21 protein-coding genes are annotated in these 21,199 nt (G+C 49.6%); 6 read left to right on the forward strand and 15 right to left on the reverse strand.

The genetic code is table 11. The features are described 5' to 3' along the window. The first annotated feature begins 249 nt into the window (after nt 1-249). The 3 genes from ACTRXD_RS15450 (at nt 250) to ACTRXD_RS15460 (ending at nt 2,512) form a co-directional block, all read left to right on the forward strand. Nucleotides 250-576, forward strand: a complete 327-nt coding sequence (locus ACTRXD_RS15450; RefSeq protein WP_442432679.1) for a DUF898 family protein — start codon at nt 250-252, stop codon at nt 574-576. A 16-nt stretch (nt 577-592) separates the two neighbouring features. After that, on the forward strand, nt 593-1,846 hold the full coding sequence (locus tag ACTRXD_RS15455) for a glycosyltransferase (RefSeq protein ID WP_442432680.1): 1,254 nt from the start codon (nt 593-595) through the stop codon (nt 1,844-1,846). Between the two features lie 132 nt (nt 1,847-1,978). Then, nucleotides 1,979-2,512 (forward strand): peptidylprolyl isomerase, encoded by a 534-nt coding sequence (locus ACTRXD_RS15460; RefSeq protein ID WP_442432681.1) that lies wholly within the window; start codon nt 1,979-1,981, stop codon nt 2,510-2,512. Between the two features lie 186 nt (nt 2,513-2,698). Here ACTRXD_RS15460 and amrB read toward each other — a convergent pair whose 3' ends face one another. Further along, nucleotides 2,699-3,967 carry an AmmeMemoRadiSam system protein B gene (gene amrB / locus ACTRXD_RS15465; RefSeq protein WP_442432682.1) on the reverse strand — a complete coding sequence of 423 codons (1,269 nt, stop codon included), beginning with the start codon at nt 3,965-3,967 and terminating at the stop codon, nt 2,699-2,701. Nucleotides 3,968-4,316: 349 nt separating this feature from the next. Here amrB and ACTRXD_RS15470 point away from each other — a divergent pair, with 349 nt between their 5' ends. Together ACTRXD_RS15470 and ACTRXD_RS15475 are read left to right on the forward strand one after the other, a co-directional pair. Then, on the forward strand, nt 4,317-4,517 hold the full coding sequence (locus ACTRXD_RS15470) for a hypothetical protein (RefSeq protein WP_442432683.1): 201 nt from the start codon (nt 4,317-4,319) through the stop codon (nt 4,515-4,517). Further along, a complete protein-coding gene (locus ACTRXD_RS15475) occupies nt 4,514-4,768 on the forward strand; it encodes a ParE family toxin-like protein (protein ID WP_442432684.1) in 255 nt (84 codons plus the stop codon). The genes ACTRXD_RS15470 and ACTRXD_RS15475 overlap by 4 nt, the downstream gene beginning before the upstream one ends. Nucleotides 4,769-5,033: 265 nt before the next feature. Here the strand turns inward: ACTRXD_RS15475 and ACTRXD_RS15480 are convergent, their stop codons facing one another. From ACTRXD_RS15480 to ACTRXD_RS15540, 13 genes are all read right to left on the reverse strand, one after another. Then, nucleotides 5,034-6,692, reverse strand: a complete 1,659-nt coding sequence (locus ACTRXD_RS15480) for an alpha-keto acid decarboxylase family protein (RefSeq protein WP_442432685.1) — start codon at nt 6,690-6,692, stop codon at nt 5,034-5,036. Between the two features lie 513 nt (nt 6,693-7,205). Continuing rightward, the gene (locus ACTRXD_RS15485; RefSeq protein WP_442432686.1) at nt 7,206-7,541 is read right to left on the reverse strand and encodes a CC0125/CC1285 family lipoprotein; all 336 of its coding nucleotides are present in this window, start codon (nt 7,539-7,541) and stop codon (nt 7,206-7,208) included. An 83-nt stretch (nt 7,542-7,624) separates the two neighbouring features. Next, nucleotides 7,625-8,293, reverse strand: coding sequence for an AbiU2 domain-containing protein (locus tag ACTRXD_RS15490; protein ID WP_442432687.1), 669 nt, complete (start codon nt 8,291-8,293; stop codon nt 7,625-7,627). A gap of 805 nt (nt 8,294-9,098) precedes the next feature. Continuing rightward, nucleotides 9,099-9,317, reverse strand: a complete 219-nt coding sequence (locus ACTRXD_RS15495) for a hypothetical protein (protein ID WP_442432688.1) — start codon at nt 9,315-9,317, stop codon at nt 9,099-9,101. 350 nt (nt 9,318-9,667) lie between these two features. Beyond that, on the reverse strand, nt 9,668-10,654 hold the full coding sequence (locus ACTRXD_RS15500) for an ABC transporter ATP-binding protein (protein WP_442432689.1): 987 nt from the start codon (nt 10,652-10,654) through the stop codon (nt 9,668-9,670). Between the two features lie 72 nt (nt 10,655-10,726). Next, the gene (locus ACTRXD_RS15505) at nt 10,727-11,713 is read right to left on the reverse strand and encodes an ABC transporter ATP-binding protein (RefSeq protein WP_442432690.1); all 987 of its coding nucleotides are present in this window, start codon (nt 11,711-11,713) and stop codon (nt 10,727-10,729) included. After that, nucleotides 11,714-12,706, reverse strand: a complete 993-nt coding sequence (locus ACTRXD_RS15510) for an ABC transporter permease (RefSeq protein ID WP_442432691.1) — start codon at nt 12,704-12,706, stop codon at nt 11,714-11,716. 28 nt (nt 12,707-12,734) lie between these two features. Then, nucleotides 12,735-13,697: an ABC transporter permease gene (locus ACTRXD_RS15515; protein ID WP_442432692.1), complete on the reverse strand. Its 963-nt coding sequence runs from the start codon at nt 13,695-13,697 to the stop codon at nt 12,735-12,737. Between the two features lie 42 nt (nt 13,698-13,739). Continuing rightward, nucleotides 13,740-15,872 (reverse strand): ABC transporter substrate-binding protein, encoded by a 2,133-nt coding sequence (locus ACTRXD_RS15520; protein ID WP_442432693.1) that lies wholly within the window; start codon nt 15,870-15,872, stop codon nt 13,740-13,742. A 369-nt stretch (nt 15,873-16,241) separates the two neighbouring features. Next, nucleotides 16,242-16,550: a Rieske (2Fe-2S) protein gene (locus ACTRXD_RS15525; RefSeq protein WP_442432694.1), complete on the reverse strand. Its 309-nt coding sequence runs from the start codon at nt 16,548-16,550 to the stop codon at nt 16,242-16,244. A 30-nt stretch (nt 16,551-16,580) separates the two neighbouring features. Further along, on the reverse strand, nt 16,581-17,477 hold the full coding sequence (locus ACTRXD_RS15530; RefSeq protein WP_442432695.1) for an Mrp/NBP35 family ATP-binding protein: 897 nt from the start codon (nt 17,475-17,477) through the stop codon (nt 16,581-16,583). 202 nt (nt 17,478-17,679) lie between these two features. Then, nucleotides 17,680-17,883, reverse strand: coding sequence for a hypothetical protein (locus ACTRXD_RS15535; protein ID WP_312640032.1), 204 nt, complete (start codon nt 17,881-17,883; stop codon nt 17,680-17,682). 263 nt (nt 17,884-18,146) lie between these two features. Continuing rightward, nucleotides 18,147-19,526 (reverse strand): sigma-54 interaction domain-containing protein, encoded by a 1,380-nt coding sequence (locus tag ACTRXD_RS15540; protein ID WP_442432696.1) that lies wholly within the window; start codon nt 19,524-19,526, stop codon nt 18,147-18,149. A gap of 340 nt (nt 19,527-19,866) precedes the next feature. On the opposite strand from ACTRXD_RS15540, the gene lgt reads away from it, so the two are divergent. Further along, the gene (gene lgt, locus ACTRXD_RS15545) at nt 19,867-20,682 is read left to right on the forward strand and encodes a prolipoprotein diacylglyceryl transferase (RefSeq protein WP_442432776.1); all 816 of its coding nucleotides are present in this window, start codon (nt 19,867-19,869) and stop codon (nt 20,680-20,682) included. A 55-nt stretch (nt 20,683-20,737) separates the two neighbouring features. Here lgt and ACTRXD_RS15550 read toward each other — a convergent pair whose 3' ends face one another. Further along, the gene (locus ACTRXD_RS15550; RefSeq protein WP_442432697.1) at nt 20,738-21,181 is read right to left on the reverse strand and encodes a tetratricopeptide repeat protein; all 444 of its coding nucleotides are present in this window, start codon (nt 21,179-21,181) and stop codon (nt 20,738-20,740) included. Nucleotides 21,182-21,199: the final 18 nt, after the last annotated feature.

A 21,199-nucleotide genomic window follows, 5' to 3' on the forward strand; every position in this document is an offset into this window, starting at 1 on the left:
ATTTCGTCATAGATGTTACGCTAGTATGACTCCGGGATGAAGGTCAATCTCTAGATGTTCTGAAATTCTCTTCTGGTTCGGTGCGCTCCACTTCTTGGGATGCTCTCACAGGACATAACAATTCCTCTCAGTTCTCAGCACACCGGAAGAAATCTTATGTATGTTTGTATTTATTTATTTATTCATTCACCAACGGGTCTTCCCATGGTAGGCTGTGGGGAATTCTCCACATTTTTTATGAGGGAGCCCATGAATCATCAGGGTTTTGATTTTCGCGGAACAGGATTCAGTTGTTTATGGTTATTTATCTGGACGTGGGTGTTGACGGTGATCACCTTTGGTTTATTTTTTCCGTGGGCCTATTCCGCTCAACAACGGTGGATTTCGGAACACACCTTCATCGGGAATCGCCAACTCGTCTTTCACGGAACAGGATTGGGATTTTTTGGGACCTGGCTCCTGATCATGGTGCTCACGATCATCACCTTCGGACTCTATATGCCGTGGGGCTTTTGCCGGTTGAAACGGTGGCAGACGAATAATCTCGCATTCGCAGACGAGAAATTCCAAGGGTAAGTTCAGGTCAACATCAATGACGATTCTTATCCTGGCTGTGGGGAGTTACGGGGATGTCCTACCCCTGGTGGGGATGGCCAGAGAACTCCAGCAACGCGGGCATAGGGTCACATTCTTCACCAGTGCCCATTTCAAAGAACTGGTTCACAAAGCAGGAGTGGCGTTTATCGCGTTGGGAACGGCCGATGACTATGACGCGATAGCCAACAATCCTGCTTTATGGCATCCCCACAAAGGCTGGCGGCTCCTCATGAAACAGATCGTCTCGAGCGCCTTGGGAGAAACCTATACGCTCCTCAAGTCAAAGATCATCCCGGGAAATACCCTGCTGATCAGTTCCACTCTGGGGGTTGCCGCTCGCCTTCTTCAAGAATCCCACCACATCCCCCATGCCACCGTCCATTTTTCACCAGGTGTTTTCCACTCGGCCCACCAAGCTCCTAAAATTCCCGGCCTGACTCTTCCGGATTGGTTGCCCGTTGCATTCAAAGACGGCATATGGAAATTTCTGGATCACATGTTCATCGATCCTATCGTGAAAACCCAACTTAATGATTTTCGCCGTCAGCTCGGCCTGCCACCAGTCTCACGGATCTTCCACAACTGGTTGCATTCACCCGATCTGGTCTTGGGTCTGTTTCCTGAGTGGTTTGCCGCTCCCCAACCTGACTGGCCTCCGAAAACGCATGTCACCGGCTTTCCCCTCTATGATGAAGCTCCGGACAGTGTCCTTCCCACAACCGTACAGAATTTTTTGGATGCACACCCGGAACCCCTCATCTATACCCCCGGCTCGGCCAATAAACATGGACGATCATTTTTCAAGGAGGCGGCCGAAGCCAGCCGGGAACTGGGACGGCCGGCGATTTTTCTGACGCGATACCCGGAACAACTTCCTTCGTTTCTCCCGAAGGGGATCACGCACTTTTCCTATGTGCCCCTCAGCCAGCTCCTCCCGCATGCCACGGCCCTCATTCACCATGGAGGCATCGGCACCTGTTCACAGGCCTTACGAGCAGGCACTCCGCAAGTGATTCAACCCCTGGCGTTTGACCAATTTGATAATGCCGCCCGGGTTGAAAAATTAGGGGTGGGCAGGATCATTCGAAAACGAAGGTTCAAAGCTTCCAACATTACCACGGGGCTCCAGACCCTGCTCAGCTCTTCTGATGTGAAAAGGCAGTGCCGGAGCCTACAGCACTATTTTCCGGAAAAAGATCACCTGGGAAAAAGTTGTCATCTGATCGAAACGACATTCCGAATGATGTGACGTTTTCACAGCCATACCATGCCTGAAGTGCGGACATTGTCTCTTGTCAACACATATTTCTGTGTTGGCTCTCCATCCAAATGACCGTGATGCTTGATGAACTTTGCAAACCCTTGGTAAAGTGCCAGAACTGTGACGACACCATCTCCCTTACAATTTAAAAAGAAAAATCCCAAGGCCGTTATCTCCACAAAATTCGGGGATATAGAAATCCGATTTTTTACGGACGACGCGCCCCGACACGTGGAAAGCTTCCTCAATCTCGTCAGGCTGAAATTTTATGATGACACGACATTTCACCGGGTCGTGCCGAAATTTCTGATCCAGGGTGGTGACCCATTGAGCAAACATCCAGACCGGGAACTCCATGGCACCGGGGGACCGGGGTTTAGCCTCCCGGCCGAACCGAGTGATCGACCTCACCGTCGCGGGACGGTTGCCATGGCCAAAGTTCCACGAAATCCCGATGCCACCCGTGATATCTCCGATAGTGGATCGCAGTTCTATATCATCGTGGAAGACACCAGCAGTCTTGATCGCATGTATACAGTGTTCGGCAGAGTGGTGAAAGGTATGGAGGTCGTGGATCAGATCGCCGCCTTGCCATGCGATAGCCGGGACAATCCGCTGGAACCGGTACCAATGAAAATCAGAGCAGAGGAATAGCCCTTTAGCGGAGTGTGGAATAATACTGATCTCCGAGGGCAAAACGTCGCACAGTCATACGGCCCCTTGGAAGATTCGGGTCCGTCCGGCAAGGCCACAGCCATTTTTACGCGCGGAGCGTATGTGTAATACGTGAGCACGGAAAAATGGCGAGAACGCCGCTGGCGGCTTTTTGCAACAGACCCATTAGACAAACACGATACTGGCGTAAGTCACCGTCGAATTAAACTGATCGGTAATGCCCCGATCATAGCGTAGCACCTGCCCTTTGAAATCCTCCCCATCACGCTTGAGCAGTTTCATCAGGGAAAAAATGACCCCAAACCCTAAAATGCGCCGCTGATTTCCCTCTTTCAGGATAAATTCTGCGAACCCTTCCGGATCCGCTTCTTCCACCTTCTTCAACATTTCCAGATCAATCTGCATACATCGGTGAAATGAAAAATCCGTGGGGGGCGTTTTGTCTCCATAGCGAATCCCGATATGCGCCAGATTGGCGCTGCCAATGACACACACCTGTTGCCCGCTTGCCTGGATCGCCCGTTTAGTTATCGTGAGAAATTGATCAATGCGGTGAAAGAGCTGTTGATACTCCCCACCTGTCAATGTCTCAGGAGGAAAATCCACGAGAATCGGTACAATGGAAATCTCCCGTCCTTCACCCAACGCATGTTTGAGAAACGGCAATTGCAATTCCAGACTATGCTCTCGAAGATGGGCAATATCTTCCACAAAAAAGGTTTCACCGGTTTCTTTGCGAATTAAGTCGATAATCGTACGGTTGACGGGCACGGTCCCAAACGGCGTGTCAAAATCTTTATCCGTAAAGGCAATTCCCCCTTCGAGGCCGGCATGGCAAGTACCAATTAACACCAACACATCCGGGACCTGGCCTTCCCGTAATTCCTGATAGCCCCACGCGTAAATGGGTCCGGCATCTTTTAATTCATAATTCGGGGCGACAAGACCTTTAATCGTCTGACCGGCACATTCCGCTTTCCCTTTTTCCGGACCTTCTTTGGAGGAATAAAACCCGTCGATCTGCGCTCGTAATTTGGCCGGATCGGATTCATATTGCTGCCCGGCGAACGCCATCGGCCTTGAGTCAAGCTTTCGATAGGCCTCAAAGGCTTGCGCTTGCACCTGCTTCAGTCGGTCCCCTTCTAAAAACAATTTCTCGTCCAGATCGCTCACCAATTTTGTAAGGCGATCCGGCATCATAAATTCGCCATACTTCTTGAGATACTCGGCACCAACCTGTTCCAGGGAATGTTCTCCATCAAAAAACTGAAACAGATAGAAAAAATTCAGGGGCAATACCAGCTTTTCAGAAGACAGGCCGGAAGGGTCCCACAACACAATGTATTGCTCTTCCCCCTGCTTCAGCGGGGAATATTGCAAATTCCGCAGAAGCGGGTAGTTTTTGGAATCTTTTTCGACGGTCTCGGTACTCATATGAAGGGTCCTATCCTGGCTGAAAGAAAAAAATTGTCTCAAACCAGACCATTATACGGGCGCATGAATCAAGCCCGCAACCAATCAGGACAAGGGTTTTTGATGTGTATCGTGAAAGGGAAAAATGAAAGGGGTTTACAGAGAATTGTGAGATGAGAGCCCCCCTGGGCTACGTGCAAAGGTAGCTAAGGGATAACCAGAGATTCCATAGGTTTCATTTGGTGGAAAAATTATAATAGCAAGGTCTAGCACACCCGAATGGCCCGAAGAAACTACCATTAAGCGATGATCGATAGCTGACAGCAGCCATGTCTCTTGATATACTTTTTCTACATTGTGAGGTAATTAAATGGGTAAGGTTGAATCGATTGAACAACAGATAAGGACTCTCTCGCCGGAGGAACTGGCCAAATTTCGTGCATGGTATGCCTCATTTGATGCCCAGGCCTGGGATGCTCAGTTTACCGCTGATGTCGAGGCGGGAAGACTTGATTCCATCGCTGAGCGAAATATTCTCGCCCACAAAGCTGGACAATCGACCAAGTTTTGAATCACTACGCCTCTCCTGAATTTTGGTTTTGCTATCGGTCACTTCCTTCTCCCATTCAGGTTCTTGCGGATAAGGCCTTTGAGCAGCTAAAGACTAACCCACGCCATCCCTCTCTGCATTTCAAAAAAGTCACTCGTTATTGGTCAGCTCGAGTAGGATTACACTATCGCGCGATTGGCGTTGACGTTTCGGATGGGGTCCTGTGGTTTTGGATCGGAATTCACGCCGACTACGACAAACTCCTTCGTTAGCCCTACAATACTTCAACTTTGAACAAATATATCTCCAATTTCCTAGGAGAAGGCCAGGGTGAGGGAGCATTAACAGTCGAACGTTAAACGAATCGTCAGTGCGTCTCGTAGGGAAACGGTTTGGCGCTGTGATCTCTAGAGGCAAAACATGGCACCCAGCTTGAATCCCGAAAGCAGCTCCGTCCACGAGGAAAACCAGGCCGAATTCTTTATAAAAAAATTTCTTAGTGCGGCTCTCGTAGCAGATCACAGTTAAGAATGAATCTCAGGTCTTTTGTCCCGCCATCCGTTTGGCCAATCGCTGGGCAACACGTTTCATGGCGGTGGATCGGTCACGAGGATCAAGCAGGACATTCAGCACATGGACCTGCTTCTGATCATCAACGGCAATACTTAAAGCGTGGACTAACTCCCCGAACGTGCCCACTCGATGGCCCACGCCTCCGCCCAATACATCACAAATCTTCTCGTACTGCCATTCATGGATGTCATTGAACGGACCTTCGAGAATTTCCCGTTCCGTCCCATAACCGCGGTTATTCAGCACCACCACAATGGGGGCTTGCCCATAGCGAATACAGGTGGACAATTCGGTACCGGTCATTTGGAATGCGCCGTCACCGACTAACACAATGGGCCTCAGTCCGGGATCAGCAAACCCCGCACCGAGAGCGGCCGGGACACTAAATCCCATGGAGGTGTAATAGGCTGGAGACAGGAAATCCGCACTTTTTCGTACACGCAGATCCGCAGCGGCAAACAGCGACTCCCCGACATCCGCAATTACCACCGTCTTTTCATTTAACAGCCCATCCAAATATCCGAACACATTGCGAAGGGTCACTGCCGCTTCCGGACCAGGTGGATCAAAACGGACGCTATCGCGTGGCGGGAGTGCTCGTGCAGGGAACGACGGCAAGGGGGAGGCCACCAGGGCTTGGATGAAATCTTCAAAACGGACGTCTTCATATTTATGATGCTTGATAGCAATGGAGTCCGCCGTCGCATGAACGGTCCGGCCTGCCGCCAGGAGCGTGGCATGCGCTTTGACGTCCTCAACATCGGTGAGCAATGTTCCTAAGGTCAACAGACAATCGGCACTTTCCACGAACTCCAGAATTTCTTCTCGCCCCACCAGTCCACCATACACCCCGATATTCAATGGATGGTCTTCGCGAAGGACGGACTTCCCCAGCAAGGTGGTAGCGATGGGCACATTCATATGTTCGACTAGTTCGGTCAATTGCTCCTGAAGGCCGAATCGATGGATTTCGGCGCCGGCCAGAATAACCGGACGCTCGGAACCGGACAGAATGCCGCGAACTTCGGCAACGGCTTCTTTGAGTGCAGCTGGATCACTCTGGCAGGCCGTGACTTTCGGTGGTTTTGTTGAGGCCATCTCCACGGGAGTCATCACGAGGTCTCGTGGAATCTCCAAATAGATGGGCCGCTTGAATTGCATTAATGCCTTCAAGGCCCAGTCAATCTCCCGTTCGGCAGTATGAGGGTCATCCAACACGACGGAAGCCACGGTAATCTTTTCAAAAACATCACGCTGGGTCGAGAAATCACGGACCATGTGATGAAGGAAGGGATTATTGACTCGTTCATTCAGGCCGGGGGACCCGGAAATCAACACCACCGGCGACCGCTCGGCATACGCACAGGCAACTGCATTGACCATATTCAAGCCACCCACGCAATAGGTCACACATGCGCCGCCAATGCCATGTATGCGCGCATAGGCATCCGCCGCAAAGCCCGCACAATCTTCCCGGGTCGTTCCAATGTGCCGAATAGGCGATTCTTCAATGAGCTTAAAGAGCGTCAGCACATAATCCCCGGGAATGCCAAAAATATGATGCAGACCCAATTTATACAGACGGTCCAGGAGAAGTGTGCCAATGGTGTAGGAATCATTCATAATGTATTCAACCTCATAGTCATTATATCGGAATAAATCCTAATAAAAAGAAGTGACGCACTAATCAGTATACGGGGGACAGATCAAACCAAAATGAAATCTGGAGTAAATTTTCAAAAGCTGAGTTTTACTCAGGAATTCAAAGTTTGAACAGACAAGTGAAGACTTGATATAAAACAAAGGTGTCATCCTGAGCCGGCGGCGAAGGATCAGTGCCTAGGTGGAAAAGCCAGAACTCATGGAGAATCTTCGTTTCACTCGCCGCTTGGGGTTGGTTGAACGTAGAGTCCAGAGACGCTGGGCAGCTTTATGGCGTACCGTTTCCTAGAATGCAGGGATTGCGCAAGCCATGTCTTTATTTGTCAACGCCGTGTTTTTGTGCAAGAGAACTCCAAATAATCTCTGCATCGAGAGTATTTGATGCATCCCCTTCCTCCTTTAGCATCTCGATCGTAATTGTGGAAACGGGATAGTTCGCCGTACCCATAAACCCACTTGAATAGCTTGTGGCATTCATTTGTGCGACATTGCCATATCCAGACACGGTACCCGTTGATAAGTCGATCCCGGAACGTAAAAAGACTCAGAATGTGCGGACTGCTTCTCTGTCAATATCCGGAAATACTTGTAACCTTTCTCTTTAGCAATTTCTGAGGCTCTCATGATGGCAAAATCATCCCACTCGCTTTGTGGAATGCTGTACCCAGCATAAGAAACTCGATACACACTCTCGTTAAGTTGGGTGTCAGTGTACCCAAGTTTCCACATGTTATCCGCATTGTGATAGCTCCTGCCAATAGCGCAGCCGGCAAGAAAAACCACCAAGGCGAGGGAAAACATTTGCTTCATTACTTGGTCTCCCTATGAACGGTCGGCTTGAACCTACAAGGTAACTGCTAAATGCCTTTTACTCGCCTGCGTTCAGCGAATTGTTAGCAGTTATTCGCCTTCCTGGACTTGTATAGCCGATCCAAGAGGGAATCAAGATCGTTAATGTTTTCCGGTTCCAGTAAAAATTCCCGTCCATCGTAAGCAACAGAGTATCGGTTAATAACTTGGGAAATAACCTTGACTACCTCTTCCAAATCACCCCATGTGGGAGCCATTTCCCGCATGCGGTCTCGGTCAAAGAAATATTCTTTGTCAAAATGTGCATAGAATTTGTCACGAAGAGTCTTGAAGTTCTGAAGACAAACAAGTCTTAGAATAAGCTCTCGGTCTTCTTTAACCGTTTTAAGAGAAATTGGATCTCTGGCGAGCATCCAGTGGTCGGAAGGATATTTATTGCGACGTTTAAGCTGCTCTACAGTAAGAATATTCCTATTATATTCAACAAAAGTTAGGAAATTGAAAATGCTTCGCTTCCCATGTTCATCAAATAATTTGTCCACCCAGAGAACAATACCTGAGAGTAATGCTTCGGTTACCACCTGAAAGAAAGCCGGAGCAATGTTTATCTCCTCGAGACGATCTCCTCTGCGCTCGTGAAGTTTTCGGAATAAAGCAACGAAACTTGTTAAGCGAGTGGCTTCGTACACCAAATAATGGCGGTATTCCTCAAATTTCTTTTCTATCTCAGGTTTGGGCAGAGAACCAGACATCCGGGCACTCGAATGGTAGAAAAATATTGGCTATACAGACCGGGATAGTATGTGAACTCGGCCTGCAAATTACTTTCTGATTGTCGTCTTGATTCATAAACTTGTCAACGCTATCCAGCGCATAGCGTCGGAGTGAGATACGGAACATTATAGTTCCGTTACGACTTGTCCCTGGGGCATCGAATGGCTCGGACTTCGCACAGTTTCCCTCCAGGACTTACAACAAAAGAAGTTGGCCCACGCTTGGCCCTGTGGCTGCTTCACCTGGGCACAGATCCTTCGCCGCTGGCTCAGGATGACATCCTGGTTAGAGAGCCACCGAATTATCACATGCTCGTTCAATGACAGAATGACGCAATCCAAATTCCCCCACATCAGGAGTTTGAGAAAATTGAAGACTTCTGGTCGATTCCTTTAAGGATACAAGTGGCACCAGACCTGGTGGCCTTTTTCAGGAGGACCGATTTGAGTCAACGTTGGTTCCACCGTTTTGCATTCGATGTAGGAAATGCCGACGTAGAGAAAGTAGATTGAGCGATTCGTTATTCGCATGAATCATGGAAGATATCTGTCGATACTGAGTGCCCCGTGAAATACGCCCAAAATTTTAATCCTGGATGAGGACCGCAAAAGATATGCAATCCGGTAATGTCCGTAGAGCAAGATTCTGATTTCACCATCTGTCCCGGTGCGATATTGGAGGCCGATCTCAGGAAAACGCTTTAACACCTATACTTTTTCAAAAATTCCTGAGACGACTTTCTGGGCTGCTTCTGGATTATCTGCGGCAATGTAATCGAATATATCATGAATCCAGCGATGAGCTTCCTCCGTCCACCTTATTTCTGCCAGTGCTAATACGGCGCTCCATGTCTTCGTTGGATATAACCCGCCCACTGCGAGAATCTACAAGACCGCGCTCGATCATCCTCTCAAAAGCGAGTTCCCGCATAATTTCCTCATACGTCGCATCTTCAGGTTGAGACTGAATTACTTCGGTCATTTTTTCTTTCACGTTTGACATATCACACTCCCGTTTAACAGATGTACAGGCCTCTTGATCATACTGATCGGCAAAGTATACGAACCCCCTCTGCAAACTTCTGCCTGATTGTCGTATTGATTTATAGTCAACGCTATCCACTGTGCAGGGAGCGCGTGGAATGCGGACGGTCCAGTTCGGTTATAGCGGAAAAGTGATGAATCACTAGGCCAGCGAATGAGTTGGACATCGCATACCTTTTCCCTCACGACTTAAAACAAAAAAAGTGTGTCCACGCTTGGCTCTAGCTATTTAACCTGGGCACAGATCCTTCGCCGGCGGCCCAGGATGACATTAAACGGAGGTATTTACCGAATCATCACAGATTTGGCTTAAGGATACAGATGGCACCAGACCTGGTGGCCTTTTTCGGGAGGACCGATATGAGTCAACTTGGGTTCTACTGTTTTGCAGACATCCATGACTTCGGGACAGCGGGTATGGAACCGGCATCCGCTGGGCGGATTGAGCGGCGAGGGAACATCGCCGGGAATGATGATTCGCTTGGACGGGGCCGCTGGGTCGGGAACCGGATTGGCGGAGAGCAGGGCCTGAGTATACGGATGTTTTGGATCGTTAAATAAATCCTTGGCCGAAGCCACTTCAGCCAGTTTCCCCAGGTACATGACCGCGATGCGGTCGGCAAGATATTGCACGACGTTCAAATCGTGTGTGATAAAAAGATAGGACAGATGAAACTCCTGCTGCAGATCGCGCAGGAGATTCAGAATTTGCGCTTGGATGGACACATCCAATGCCGATACGGCTTCATCACAGACGATAAATTTGGGATTGAGCGCGAGGGCACGCGCAATGCCGACCCGCTGGCGTTGGCCGCCTGAGAATTCATGCGGATACCGTGACTGATGCTCCGGCCGCAACCCCACACGGATAAACAACTGATTCACCCGATCCTGCAGGTCCTGGCCTTTGGCGATCTCGTGAATCTTGAGCGGCTCCGCCACGATGGCTCCGATGGTCATGCGGGGATTGAGTGAGCTATACGGGTCCTGAAAAATGATTTGCATACGGCGACGTGTCTGCCGTAACTCCCGAGGGGTGAGGGTCAACACGTTTTTCCCCTCAAATATTACTTCCCCTGCAGTCGGTTCCATGAGCCGGAGAATACTTCTTCCCACCGTGGTTTTGCCGCAACCCGACTCCCCGACTAGCCCTAATGTCTCTCCCTGTTTCAGGTGAAAAGTGACATCGTCGACCGCCTGGACCCATGCCGACACACGTGAAAAGAGTCCGCTCCGAACGGGGAAATATTTTTTCAATCCTGTGACTTGGAGTAGAGATGTTGTGGTTTCAGTCATCAGTAACAACGAAACCTTACAGTGGGATAAAGGATGTTTCTACAACAGAATTGGACATAAAGATTTGTCCCATCATGGCTCTTTTTTGTCATACAGCCAGCACACGGTTTCATGGGATTCTCCTACTTGCACCGTGGGTGGTGGCTGAAGAGGACAATGTTCCATCACTTCCGGACAGCGTGAGGAAAAATGACACCCTACCGGATATTGTAAAGGGGACGGCACCGTTCCGGGAATTGCTTCCAATCTGGCCTGACGTTCTCCCGGTCGAGGCAGCGATTTCAAGAGCGCGCTCGTATAGGGATGACTGGGATTTCTGAATAATTCCTTTACGGTTGCCCGTTCGGCAATCTTACTCGCATACATCACGATGACATCCTGGGCAAACTGCGCGACCACTCCCAAATTATGCGTGATCAGGAGAATCGCCATGCCCATATCCTTTTGGAGCGCGGAGAGCAGATCAAGAATTTGCGCTTGTATGGTCACATCCAAAGCGGTGGTCGGTTCGTCGGCAATCAACAAATCAGGTTGACAGGCAAGGGCTATGGCGATCATCACGCGCTGTTTCATCCCGCCCGACATTTCGTGCGGGTATTGATCCAGGCGGCGCTCGGGAGCTGAAATGCGTACTTTATCCAACAAGCTGATCACTTCTTTCCGAATATCGCGATCCGAGAGGGTTGTATGGATTTTGAGGACCTCACCAATCTGATCGCCGATCGACATTACGGGATTCAGCGAAGTCATGGGTTCCTGAAAGACCATCCCGATGGACTTTCCACGAATCCGGCGCATGTCCTTTTCCGTCAGATCCAACAGGCTCTGCCCTTTGAAGCGAATTGTGCCGCCAATTACCCGACCGGGAGAAGAGATCAGTCGCATAATCGATAAGGCCGCCACGGATTTTCCGCAGCCAGACTCTCCCACTAAGGCCAGCGTCTGCCCGCCCTGAATGGAAAAACTCACATCATCGACGGCTTTGATTTCTCCTTTATCGGTGAAGAAAGAGGTCCGGAGGTTGGACACTTGTAATAGTGGGTGTACGCGAGATTCCATTTACCGGCTTCGCAATTTCGGATTTAAGGCCTCACGCAGGCCTTCTCCAACAAGGTTAAAGGCTAGCACCACCAGAAAAATTGCCAGGCCCGGAATAAAGAATAGCCACGGCGCATCAAACACGAATCCCTTACCATCCGACAAAATATTCCCCCATGTGGCATAGGGCGGAGGCACACCAAACCCCAAAAAGCTTAAACCTGATTCCGTCAAAATCGCGGAGGCCACCCCGATCGTAGCGGACACAAATACCGGCGCCAGGGCATTGGGCACCATATGACGGAAAATAATCCGGCCCTCGGGTATCCCTAACGCTTTGGCTGCGGTCACATAATCCTGTTCACGGATGGATAAAAACTCCGCCCGCACAAATCGGGCCGTCCCCATCCAGCTAAACAATCCAATAATGATCATGATGGTGTAGATGCTCGGCGGAAGTAGAGCCACGGCAGTAAGAATGAGGAAAAACGTCGGGAAGCACATCATCGCATCGGTAAATCGCATGATCAGCGTATCGACCGTGATAAACCACAATTTCACGTGCCCATAAAAACCGGACAGCCCGCCTAACAAGATGCCAATCCCTAAGGAAATTCCGACAGCCACAAATCCAATGGATAAAGACACAAATGAACCCTGGAACATCCGGGCAAACACATCACGTCCCAATTCGTCCGTGCCCATGAGATAGACACCACCAAAAGGCCTGTCCTCCGGAAGGCTATCAGGAGAAGGCACAGATAGCGGGGGAAGGAATTTATCTGTCAGTCGTACAGCTTCGGGATCGAACACCACCCACCATTCTGTCAGCACTTTCCCGGATAACGCCATCAGCAAGAGCAGCACGAGAACCCAAAAACCGAAGAGGGCCTGGTAGTCCTTAGTAAATATGCGAAGAAATTCTTCCCACGGCGTTTCCGGCGGAGCCAGACCTTCCGAATCGAGGGTGGCCAGACCGGCTGTTTGTGGAATGTCGGCCTTCGAGTGATTCATGAAGAAATCGTTCCTCCGGTTCTCGTAATCAATCCAAACGGATCCTGGGATCCACCACCGCATAGAGAATATCCGAAATCAATGTGCCCAATAAGGTCAGAACTGCGGCGATAAAGTTGAGCGTCATGATGATGGGAAAGTCCCGTGAAAGAATGGCTTCATAGGCCAATCGTCCCAACCCCGGCCAGGCAAAAATCTGCTCGAAGATCACAGCCCCCCCAATCAACCCCGGAAGCAGAAGGCCGAACATGGTCACAAAGGGCAACAGAGCATTTCCCAACGCATGGCCATAAATCACGGTATCTTCCTGAAGACCTTTCGCCCTGGCGGTCCGGACATAATCCTGGCCCAACACCTCCAACATCTGAGAGCGGACATAGCGAGACAACACCGCAATCCCCCCGATCGCGGTCATGACAGATGGAATAACCAAATGCCAGATACGATCCATTAATTGATAGACGGGCTGCGCGTGCTCCATCCCGAAAGTTTTGATACTGATAACCGGCACTCCCAACCATCCCACTACCCACAAAATGGCTAAAAACGACAGGAAAAATCCCGGAACCGAAATGAGGGCATACGACGAAAACACGGTCAGCCGATCATACAGCCCGCCTCGAAAGACCGCTCCGTAAATCCCCGCTGGAAAGGCCCATGTCCACACCAGAATGGTGGCCAGAATAAACAAGGGCAAAGAATTCAGAAAACGATCCCAAATTTTAGGCAGGACCGGCTGACTATCTTTGAACGACTTAAGTTCCCCCGAAGCCAGGTCCCTTATCCAATAGGCATATTGCATATAGAGCGGGTCATCCAAATGAAAAGCCGCGCGAATCTTGGCGATGTCCTCTGGTTTCATCCGTGGATTCATGGGATCCACCTCACTGGGTTCCCCAGGTGCCAGATGAATAAAGGAATGGGCCAGGAAGGACACAATGACCAACAGAACCAAACGCTGAGCAATATTCCGAACAATAAAATTCCACATATTTGATCTGCTATAAGGTGAAGCCCCGTGTTACGGCATCATTTAAAAGTCCGGCGTCAACTCCAATTTTCTCCATTTACGGAAATAAAACGTGATGTCCCCGCTTTTGGTGGGATAAATCTTTTTGAACTGTTCTTTCCCATCCGGCCCTTTTTCAACCAGCACAATTTTCTTATCCAACACCCTGGTGCTTAAGGGTGCGTAAAGGAAAGTATAGGGTTGATCTTCATGTATCAGCCGATGTAGCTCGTGCGTCAATTCCTCCTGTCGATCTCTATTGTATTCCTGGCGAATCCTGACAATAAGCGCGTCAGCGCGTGGGTTCTTGTACCCCACAAAATTCAATTGTTGAGGTCCGGCCTGGCTGGAATGCCAAATTTGATAGAGATCCGGATCAATGCCCGTGCTCCAGCCCAACACGACCGCATCAAAGTCTCCGGTATTCACAAAATCGTTCAGAAACACGGCCCATTCGAAGACCTGTGTGTTCACTTTGACGCCGATCTTTTTCCAGGCGTTCTGCGCGATGGTCATCAAATTTTTTCTGATGGGATTGCCATTATTCGTAATCAACGTAAATTCAAAAATCTTTCCATCCTTTTCCAGCCATCCATCCCTATTCATGGTCCATCCGGCCCTTTCAAAAATCGCACGGGCCCCTTCAGGATCGTAGGGCAGAGGTTGAATGGACTGATCATACCATTCGGTATTTAGGGCATAGGGTCCGGTTGTTCGTTTACCTTCTCCATACACGAGATAGGTGATGATCTCATCAACATTGATGGCCATTCCCAGGGCTGTTCTGATCATCGGATCGGCAAATAACGGTTTCCGGATGTTGTAACCGATGTAGGTATAGGCAAAGGCAAGGCTGCTAAACCACTGATAGCTCGGATCGTTTTTATACCGATCAACCTGATGGGGCTGCGCGCCATAAAAATCTATCGCACCCGTTCGAAATTCCACTTCCTGGGTGAACAGTTCAGGAATAATGCGCATATAATATTCATGATATTCAGCCGGCCCTTCCCAATAGTCCTCATACCGCTGAAGATGAATAAATTCATCCCCCTGCCATTCAACAAACTGAAAGCTTCCACTGCCGATGGGATGCCGATTAAATTCACTCTCTCGCATCCCGAATGTCTTTTGTGCCTCCTCCGACAATCCACGCTCCTGTTTTTCGCGGGATAAGGCCTCGGCATTCAGAAGATGCTCGGGGAGGATCCCCATCGTCCACGCATTAATGGCCGGCGAATAGAGGCGTTTATAGACAATTTGTATGGTCGACGGATCCAGAATTTCCACGGTTTTAATTGGCTCGAAGTCCGGAGTCCGTGGAGACAAATTTCTGGGATTCATGATGGCTTCATACGTAAACTTGACATCTCCGGCATCGAAGATATGTCCATCATGGAATTTCACTCCCTGACGAAGATGGAACAGAATGGTGGGATTGTGTTCGCCTACGGGAAGAATATCCGGAAATTTTGCCCGCAGAAGTTCCTCCAATTCCTTAGGTACCGGTTCATGAGGATGAATCAGTTCGTCATATGGGAAGTGCTCAAAGTACCGCTCACCGAGAACCGGCTTTAAGCGGTCGAATAAATCCTGGTCTACCTCCAAGAGCGTGAATGCCACTCTTTCCGGTACGTCAATGGTCATGGAGAGGTCTTTGAGTTGGGGGTTGCCTTCCGCATTGGGCACCAAGAGTGAGATGGGTTCCGATCGTTGCCCTGAAGGTAATAGTTCAATGGATTGCACCCTCTCCTGCAACCCCTCAATGGTTCCAGCCTTCCAAGCCTGATGAATCTTCTGAAAGAGCTTGTCCCCTGTCACTTCCGTTCCATCCGGAAATCGGTGATGCGGATTGACTAGAAGATAGGCGCGCTCCGTAATCTGCCAATCAATTGCCAATCGGCTCCGAAGGTTCAAGTCTTCGTCTAAATCCAGCAGCCCCTCAAACACGTGGCTCACAATATTGGAACTGGCTGAATCTGCGTTCAAAATAGGATTGAGAATTTTGGCGTCCCCGATTGACGCCTCAATGTAGGTCACGAGTCGATCGGGATTGCCGGCCGCCTGGTTTTCGTAGGTGGGAACCCAAAAATAGGATTGAACCAGAAAAATGACCAGGGTCAGCGGGATGAACAGCAAAAGACGTTTGACAAACATAAAGGTCTGAATCAACCCAACACAGTGTGATGTTCCAATGTTATCAAGAACCCTAAGGGGATGCTATGCCTGATTGATTGTAATCCAAAAATCATGACACCGGAGGTGAAAAATGCTCTCTAAAATTTAACACGGGGAAGGGAAAGAAATACGAAAGGGTGGCCAGGACCAGACATTCGGGTTAACTGTCTGATTGGATCTGACTGGCCAAAGAAGACATGAAAAAGATCGTATTGACTCATGGGGGAATACAACATATGACGGAGTGTGGTCCGCATGGGCCTTGCTACGACCCGCAACTCCCGCCATTTGTGATGTGAGATAGCCGCTCATGGCCACCGTGCCTCTACAAGATGGCCTTTTTTATGCCTAGGACAGATCGACTTTCACTTCTCCATCTTCAACCACGGTCGGGTAGGATCTCACATGACTGGAGGGATTAGTCAGACAATGTCCGGTTTTCACATTGTACTCCCACCCATGCCAGGGGCAGGTCACTGTCTCCCCTTCGACATCACCTTCACCTAACGGACCTCCTCTATGGAGACAGGTGTTATCGATAACATGGAAGGCTCCATCCACGTTAAAGACGGCCAAACATTTCTCACCGGCCTCCACCACCACTCCTTTTCCCTCTTCCACTTCATCGATTTTCGCGATACGCACTAACTCCGACATAGTTTCTCCTCAACATAAATGTGCTTTGATTTAAGATTTCTTCAAGGGATCGGTAATTTTTTTGAGTAAACTGGAAATGGAGGGCGCGGCGTCCCCGTCTCCTTTTTCCGCTTGGTCCACATTAGCCGTCAGGGTTTTTGCAATCTGAAAAAACGCCTGGGCTTGGGGCGACGAGGGATCATTGCTGACAATTGGAGTACCCTTATCTCCCCCCTCCCGGATGGCCGGATCAATCGGAATTCGTCCCAAAAATGGGATCTCAAATTTCTGAGCGGCACGTTCCCCACCGCCTGTTGAAAAAATTTCTGTCCGTACGTGACAATGCCCGCAGACAAAATAACTCATATTTTCAATCACCCCGAGCAACGGGACATTCACCTTTTTGAACATCGTCATGCCTTTTCTCACATCCTGTAGAGCCACTTCCTGCGGTGTGGTCACGGTAATCGCTCCGGTCAAGGGCACTAATTGCGACAACGTCAACGGCACATCTCCCGTCCCGGGCGGTAAATCGATCAGTAAATAATCGAGTTCCCCCCAAACCACATCACGAAAAAATTGCTGGATCGCCGAATGGACCATGGGTCCCCGCCATACCACCGGTGTGTCTTCCGGCACGAAAAATCCCATGGAAATAACTTTCACTCCCTGTCCCTCGGCGGGCAGAATTTTGTCCCCATCCTTTCCCGGCTCTTTGGATACCCCGATCATCAGAGGAATATTCGGTCCATACACATCCGCATCCATTAATCCTACCGCATAACCTTGTTGCTTAAGCGCGACGGCCAAGTTCACGGTGACCGTGGATTTGCCGACTCCGCCTTTGCCACTGCTCACTGCGATGATGTGTCTCACGCCCGGCAATGGATTGCCTTCAGGTTGATTGGGTGGGGTCGCGGGACCGGCCGGGTTTTGTTCAACAGCCATTCAATAATCTCCTTATGTCACAGACACTCATAATAAATTTCACATATGCGACGCGATACCAGTACCTCTTCTCACCATACCATTAGACCATGAATCAAAGAAAACCCGAAACCCTCATGGACTGAAGAGGATTTCGGGTCTCTCACCACACATGCACAATTGGGATAGGGGATACGAAAAGCAGAACGACGGGCAGAAACACCTACCCTAGTTGCGTGGCAAACTTTTTACGCGATCGACCGATGAGGGGTTCATGATGGTGCCGGCGATTTTCAGAAATCACCGGATCCAAAATTTCCCCACAGGTAATACACCGCCAACCCGAAAAATATATGGCCCCGGATTCATCAGCCACATCACCAAACTTATCTTGAATCATGATTCCCTGACAACGCGGACAATCCATATCAAGCACTCCTTCTCCCGGGAAAAAAATAATAAAATCAATGCGTATCTAATTGTCTAGGAAAAGCAATCCATATGCCGTAATAAATCTTGCACAAGCACATGATAAATAAGGAATTAATATAAAGCACACCCCACAAATGTTTCAAAATGAAACCAATTAAATTAGATATCATGAATTAATATTACATAAGTTATTGAAAATATATCATTTTAATACAAATGGCACAATTAGGTAACAATGCAGACCAAAATGAAACGCTTTTAAGTTGTTTGAGTTATTCCAAATTGTTTAACCTTCCGCCATAAGGTCGATCGACCAATCCCCAACTGTTGAGAAGCTTCCTTCAGCCGCCAACCCGACTTGTCTAATGCCCGGCAGATGGCTTGTCGTTCTAGGGCCTCCAGTGATTCAGAGTCGGTCCATTCCCGATGCTCCCAACAGTACCGATGGAGGTCGGCTGGAAGATGCTCAAATTGAATCGTATCCTCTTCACAGCACACAAAGGCATGCTCAATCATATTCTGGAGTTCCCTGATATTGCCGGGAAACGGGTACCGGCTAAGTGCCGTTAAACATTGCGGAGACAAGCTAATAATATGCTTGTCCATTTCCCGATTAAATTTTTCAAGAAAGTGATTCACGAGCAGGGGAATATCTCCCGTTCGCTCCCGTAGGGGGGGCAGCACAACCGGAATCACTCGTATACGAAAATACAAATCTTCCCGAAACCGTCCTTGTTGAACGGCTTCTTCCAAATTCCGATTCGTGGCCGCGACCACCCTCACATCCACCGAAACCGTATCATTGGACCCAACCCGCTCAAACTGTCCCCGCTCAAGCACTCCCAATAATTTCACTTGGGTGGCGACACTCATCTCCCCGATTTCATCAAGAAAGATCGTCCCACCATTCGCAATTTCAAACCGGCCCGGTTTATCAAAATACGCATTGGTAAATGCCCCTTTGACATGACCGAATATTTCACTCTCCAGAATACCCTCAGATAGACTTGAGCAATTCACCACGACGAAAGGGGCATCCTTTCTCGGGCTGTGGGCGTGTAACGCACAGGCAATTAATTCCTTGCCCGTTCCACTTTCTCCGGTGATGAGAACGGAGGATTTCGAAGCGGCAATGATCGGCAATTTCGCCATAATGTCCTGCATGCGAGGACATCGACCTACCATATTATCCAGTTTGGTCTGCTCTCCCAGCCGATGCTTGAGCTCCGACACCTCTTCCACCTTGGCACTCAACTCGCGAACCAGCGAGATATCACGGATAACTTCGATTAACCCGATCAGCTTGCCTTCCTTATCCAATAAAAAGTCGGTATTGATGCTGACCGGAATATGTACGCCATCACGTCGACGAACCATCGCTTCAAAATTCGACACCCGCTCCCCCTGAAGCGCCCGCTCCAAAACACATTCCTTAGTCGAGCAGATATTGCTTTGGATCAGAACATCACAGGCTAAAAGTGTCCCCGCCGCATCGACGTTGTAGCCCAGCATCTTCTGCATCGCCCGGTTTAAAAAGGTCACACGTTTCTGCAGGTCAATCGTAATCACTCCGTCACTAATGCAATCAAGAATGATTTCTGCACCATTCGAACGAGACGATGATCCCATTTCAGCCATGATGTCTATGCCTCTCGTCAAGATACCGACTTCCGATTACAGCCAACACGCCTTTTCTTTCATCTGCATTTATGGTAGGAAGATGATGTGACGTCTTCCGAACAACGTGACCGGACCCGTCCCTGTTAGTGTAAGGCAACCCTATTCTGCTCCACAAACCCTTGCCGATAGACATTTTGCCACTTTCCAAGAAGAACGAGGCTTTCCCAACTGGCTCGCCCATGATGAAGCATGCAGTACGCCATCTTCCCATTTGGCTCCCAAATGAGGGTTCCCCTTTAGATGGAGCACAAACGTCCTCCGGGCACCTCGGTCGTAAAGTAAAGCACATTACCGGATGATGGCCTTTGATCCTGTCTCCATTTTGGCGGACCTTGCGCGGCTCCCCTATCCGGACATTGATCCGGTCTTTTTTCGTATCGGGCCCCTGGCACTTCGATGGTATGGTCTCATGTACCTCCTGGGTCTGGCAGGAGCCTACTGGCTGATCAAGTCCAGGGCCGCCACAAGGAATGTCTCTCTCCCACCACAACAATTATCCGATCTTATTGTCTATGCCGCCTTTGGCGTCTTTCTCGGAGGGCGCTTGGGATATGTGTTGTTTTATAACCTTCCCTTTTATCTGGACCATCCCCTCAAAATCTTTGCGGTATGGGAAGGGGGAATGTCCTTTCACGGCGGGCTGATCGGCACATGTATCGCGATCTGGATCTTTTGCAAAATCCGCGGGTTTCCTGTTTGGCCCATCGCCGACTTAGCCGCAGGAGCGGCTCCAATCGGGTTGGGCTTTGGACGAATGGGGAATTTTATCAACGGAGAATTATTCGGACGACCGACCGACGTCGAATGGTGCATGGTATTCCCCCATGGCGGCCCGGAGTGCCGACACCCCTCGCAACTCTATGAGGCAGGCTTGGAAGGCGTTGCACTCTTTGTTCTTTTATGGGTCATCCACCGCCGGTCAACTCCACCGGGCACCATGTTTTGGACCTTCATCTGCGGATATGGAGTCGCTCGATTTATTGTAGAATTTTTCCGTGAACCGGATAGTCATTTAGGGTTTATTTTCCAGTGGATCACGATGGGTCAGTTACTCTGCATCCCGATGGTTGCGGTCGGCGTCTTCATGATTGTCCGGGGTTACAAACAGGCATAACACTCCCCCACTTCACGCATACTTATCAGATTCCCAGAAATTACGATCAAGCAGCTTAAAACCCCCCGCCGCCCGGAGTCGCTCCCCCACCGAATCCTGGCATGACCGGAGCCGAGGTAGCTTCCGCAGGGGCATCGGGAACATTTCCATACCGTCGAAGCGGTGGGGAATTCCAAATGACCTTATTGCCGGGAGCAAGGTTGGCAGCCTCAATGAAATGTTTCTTTGCGCCGGCTTGTTCGCCCATTTTGTCCATGCACAACGCGAGATTATAGTGGGCTTCCGCCAGATCGGCTTGTTGTTGGACGGCAACCTGAAATTGTTGACGTGCCGCTTCCCACCGGCCTTCGTCAAATAAGCGCTTGCCTTCGTTCATAACCTGCAACACTTTGGTATCCACATTTGGAGGAGGGGCCAAGGCTGTCAACGGCGCTGGTTTGTCCGATGCGCACCCTCCTGCCGCCATCATGATGAAATAGACCCCAACGCATACCTTCATCCTCCAATTCCTCATCGC

This window comes from Nitrospira sp. T9 (assembly GCF_052156535.1).
In the GTDB taxonomy this organism is placed as follows: domain Bacteria; phylum Nitrospirota; class Nitrospiria; order Nitrospirales; family UBA8639; genus Nitrospira_E.

Coding starts and splice junctions, on each gene's coding strand:
- ACTRXD_RS15450 (WP_442432679.1), top strand. CDS start 250: ATGAATCATCAGGGTTTTGATTTTCGCGGAACAGGATTCAGTTGTTTA.
- ACTRXD_RS15455 (WP_442432680.1), top strand. CDS start 593: ATGACGATTCTTATCCTGGCTGTGGGGAGTTACGGGGATGTCCTACCC.
- amrB (WP_442432682.1), bottom strand. CDS start 3,967: ATGAGTACCGAGACCGTCGAAAAAGATTCCAAAAACTACCCGCTTCTG.
- ACTRXD_RS15470 (WP_442432683.1), top strand. CDS start 4,317: ATGGGTAAGGTTGAATCGATTGAACAACAGATAAGGACTCTCTCGCCG.
- ACTRXD_RS15480 (WP_442432685.1), bottom strand. CDS start 6,692: ATGAATGATTCCTACACCATTGGCACACTTCTCCTGGACCGTCTGTAT.
- ACTRXD_RS15485 (WP_442432686.1), bottom strand. CDS start 7,541: ATGAAGCAAATGTTTTCCCTCGCCTTGGTGGTTTTTCTTGCCGGCTGC.
- ACTRXD_RS15490 (WP_442432687.1), bottom strand. CDS start 8,293: ATGTCTGGTTCTCTGCCCAAACCTGAGATAGAAAAGAAATTTGAGGAA.
- ACTRXD_RS15495 (WP_442432688.1), bottom strand. CDS start 9,317: ATGTCAAACGTGAAAGAAAAAATGACCGAAGTAATTCAGTCTCAACCT.
- ACTRXD_RS15500 (WP_442432689.1), bottom strand. CDS start 10,654: ATGACTGAAACCACAACATCTCTACTCCAAGTCACAGGATTGAAAAAA.
- ACTRXD_RS15505 (WP_442432690.1), bottom strand. CDS start 11,713: ATGGAATCTCGCGTACACCCACTATTACAAGTGTCCAACCTCCGGACC.
- ACTRXD_RS15510 (WP_442432691.1), bottom strand. CDS start 12,706: ATGAATCACTCGAAGGCCGACATTCCACAAACAGCCGGTCTGGCCACC.
- ACTRXD_RS15515 (WP_442432692.1), bottom strand. CDS start 13,697: ATGTGGAATTTTATTGTTCGGAATATTGCTCAGCGTTTGGTTCTGTTG.
- ACTRXD_RS15520 (WP_442432693.1), bottom strand. CDS start 15,872: ATGTTTGTCAAACGTCTTTTGCTGTTCATCCCGCTGACCCTGGTCATT.
- ACTRXD_RS15525 (WP_442432694.1), bottom strand. CDS start 16,550: ATGTCGGAGTTAGTGCGTATCGCGAAAATCGATGAAGTGGAAGAGGGA.
- ACTRXD_RS15530 (WP_442432695.1), bottom strand. CDS start 17,477: ATGGCTGTTGAACAAAACCCGGCCGGTCCCGCGACCCCACCCAATCAA.
- ACTRXD_RS15535 (WP_312640032.1), bottom strand. CDS start 17,883: ATGGATTGTCCGCGTTGTCAGGGAATCATGATTCAAGATAAGTTTGGT.
- ACTRXD_RS15540 (WP_442432696.1), bottom strand. CDS start 19,526: ATGGCTGAAATGGGATCATCGTCTCGTTCGAATGGTGCAGAAATCATT.
- lgt (WP_442432776.1), top strand. CDS start 19,867: ATGGCCTTTGATCCTGTCTCCATTTTGGCGGACCTTGCGCGGCTCCCC.
- ACTRXD_RS15550 (WP_442432697.1), bottom strand. CDS start 21,181: ATGAAGGTATGCGTTGGGGTCTATTTCATCATGATGGCGGCAGGAGGG.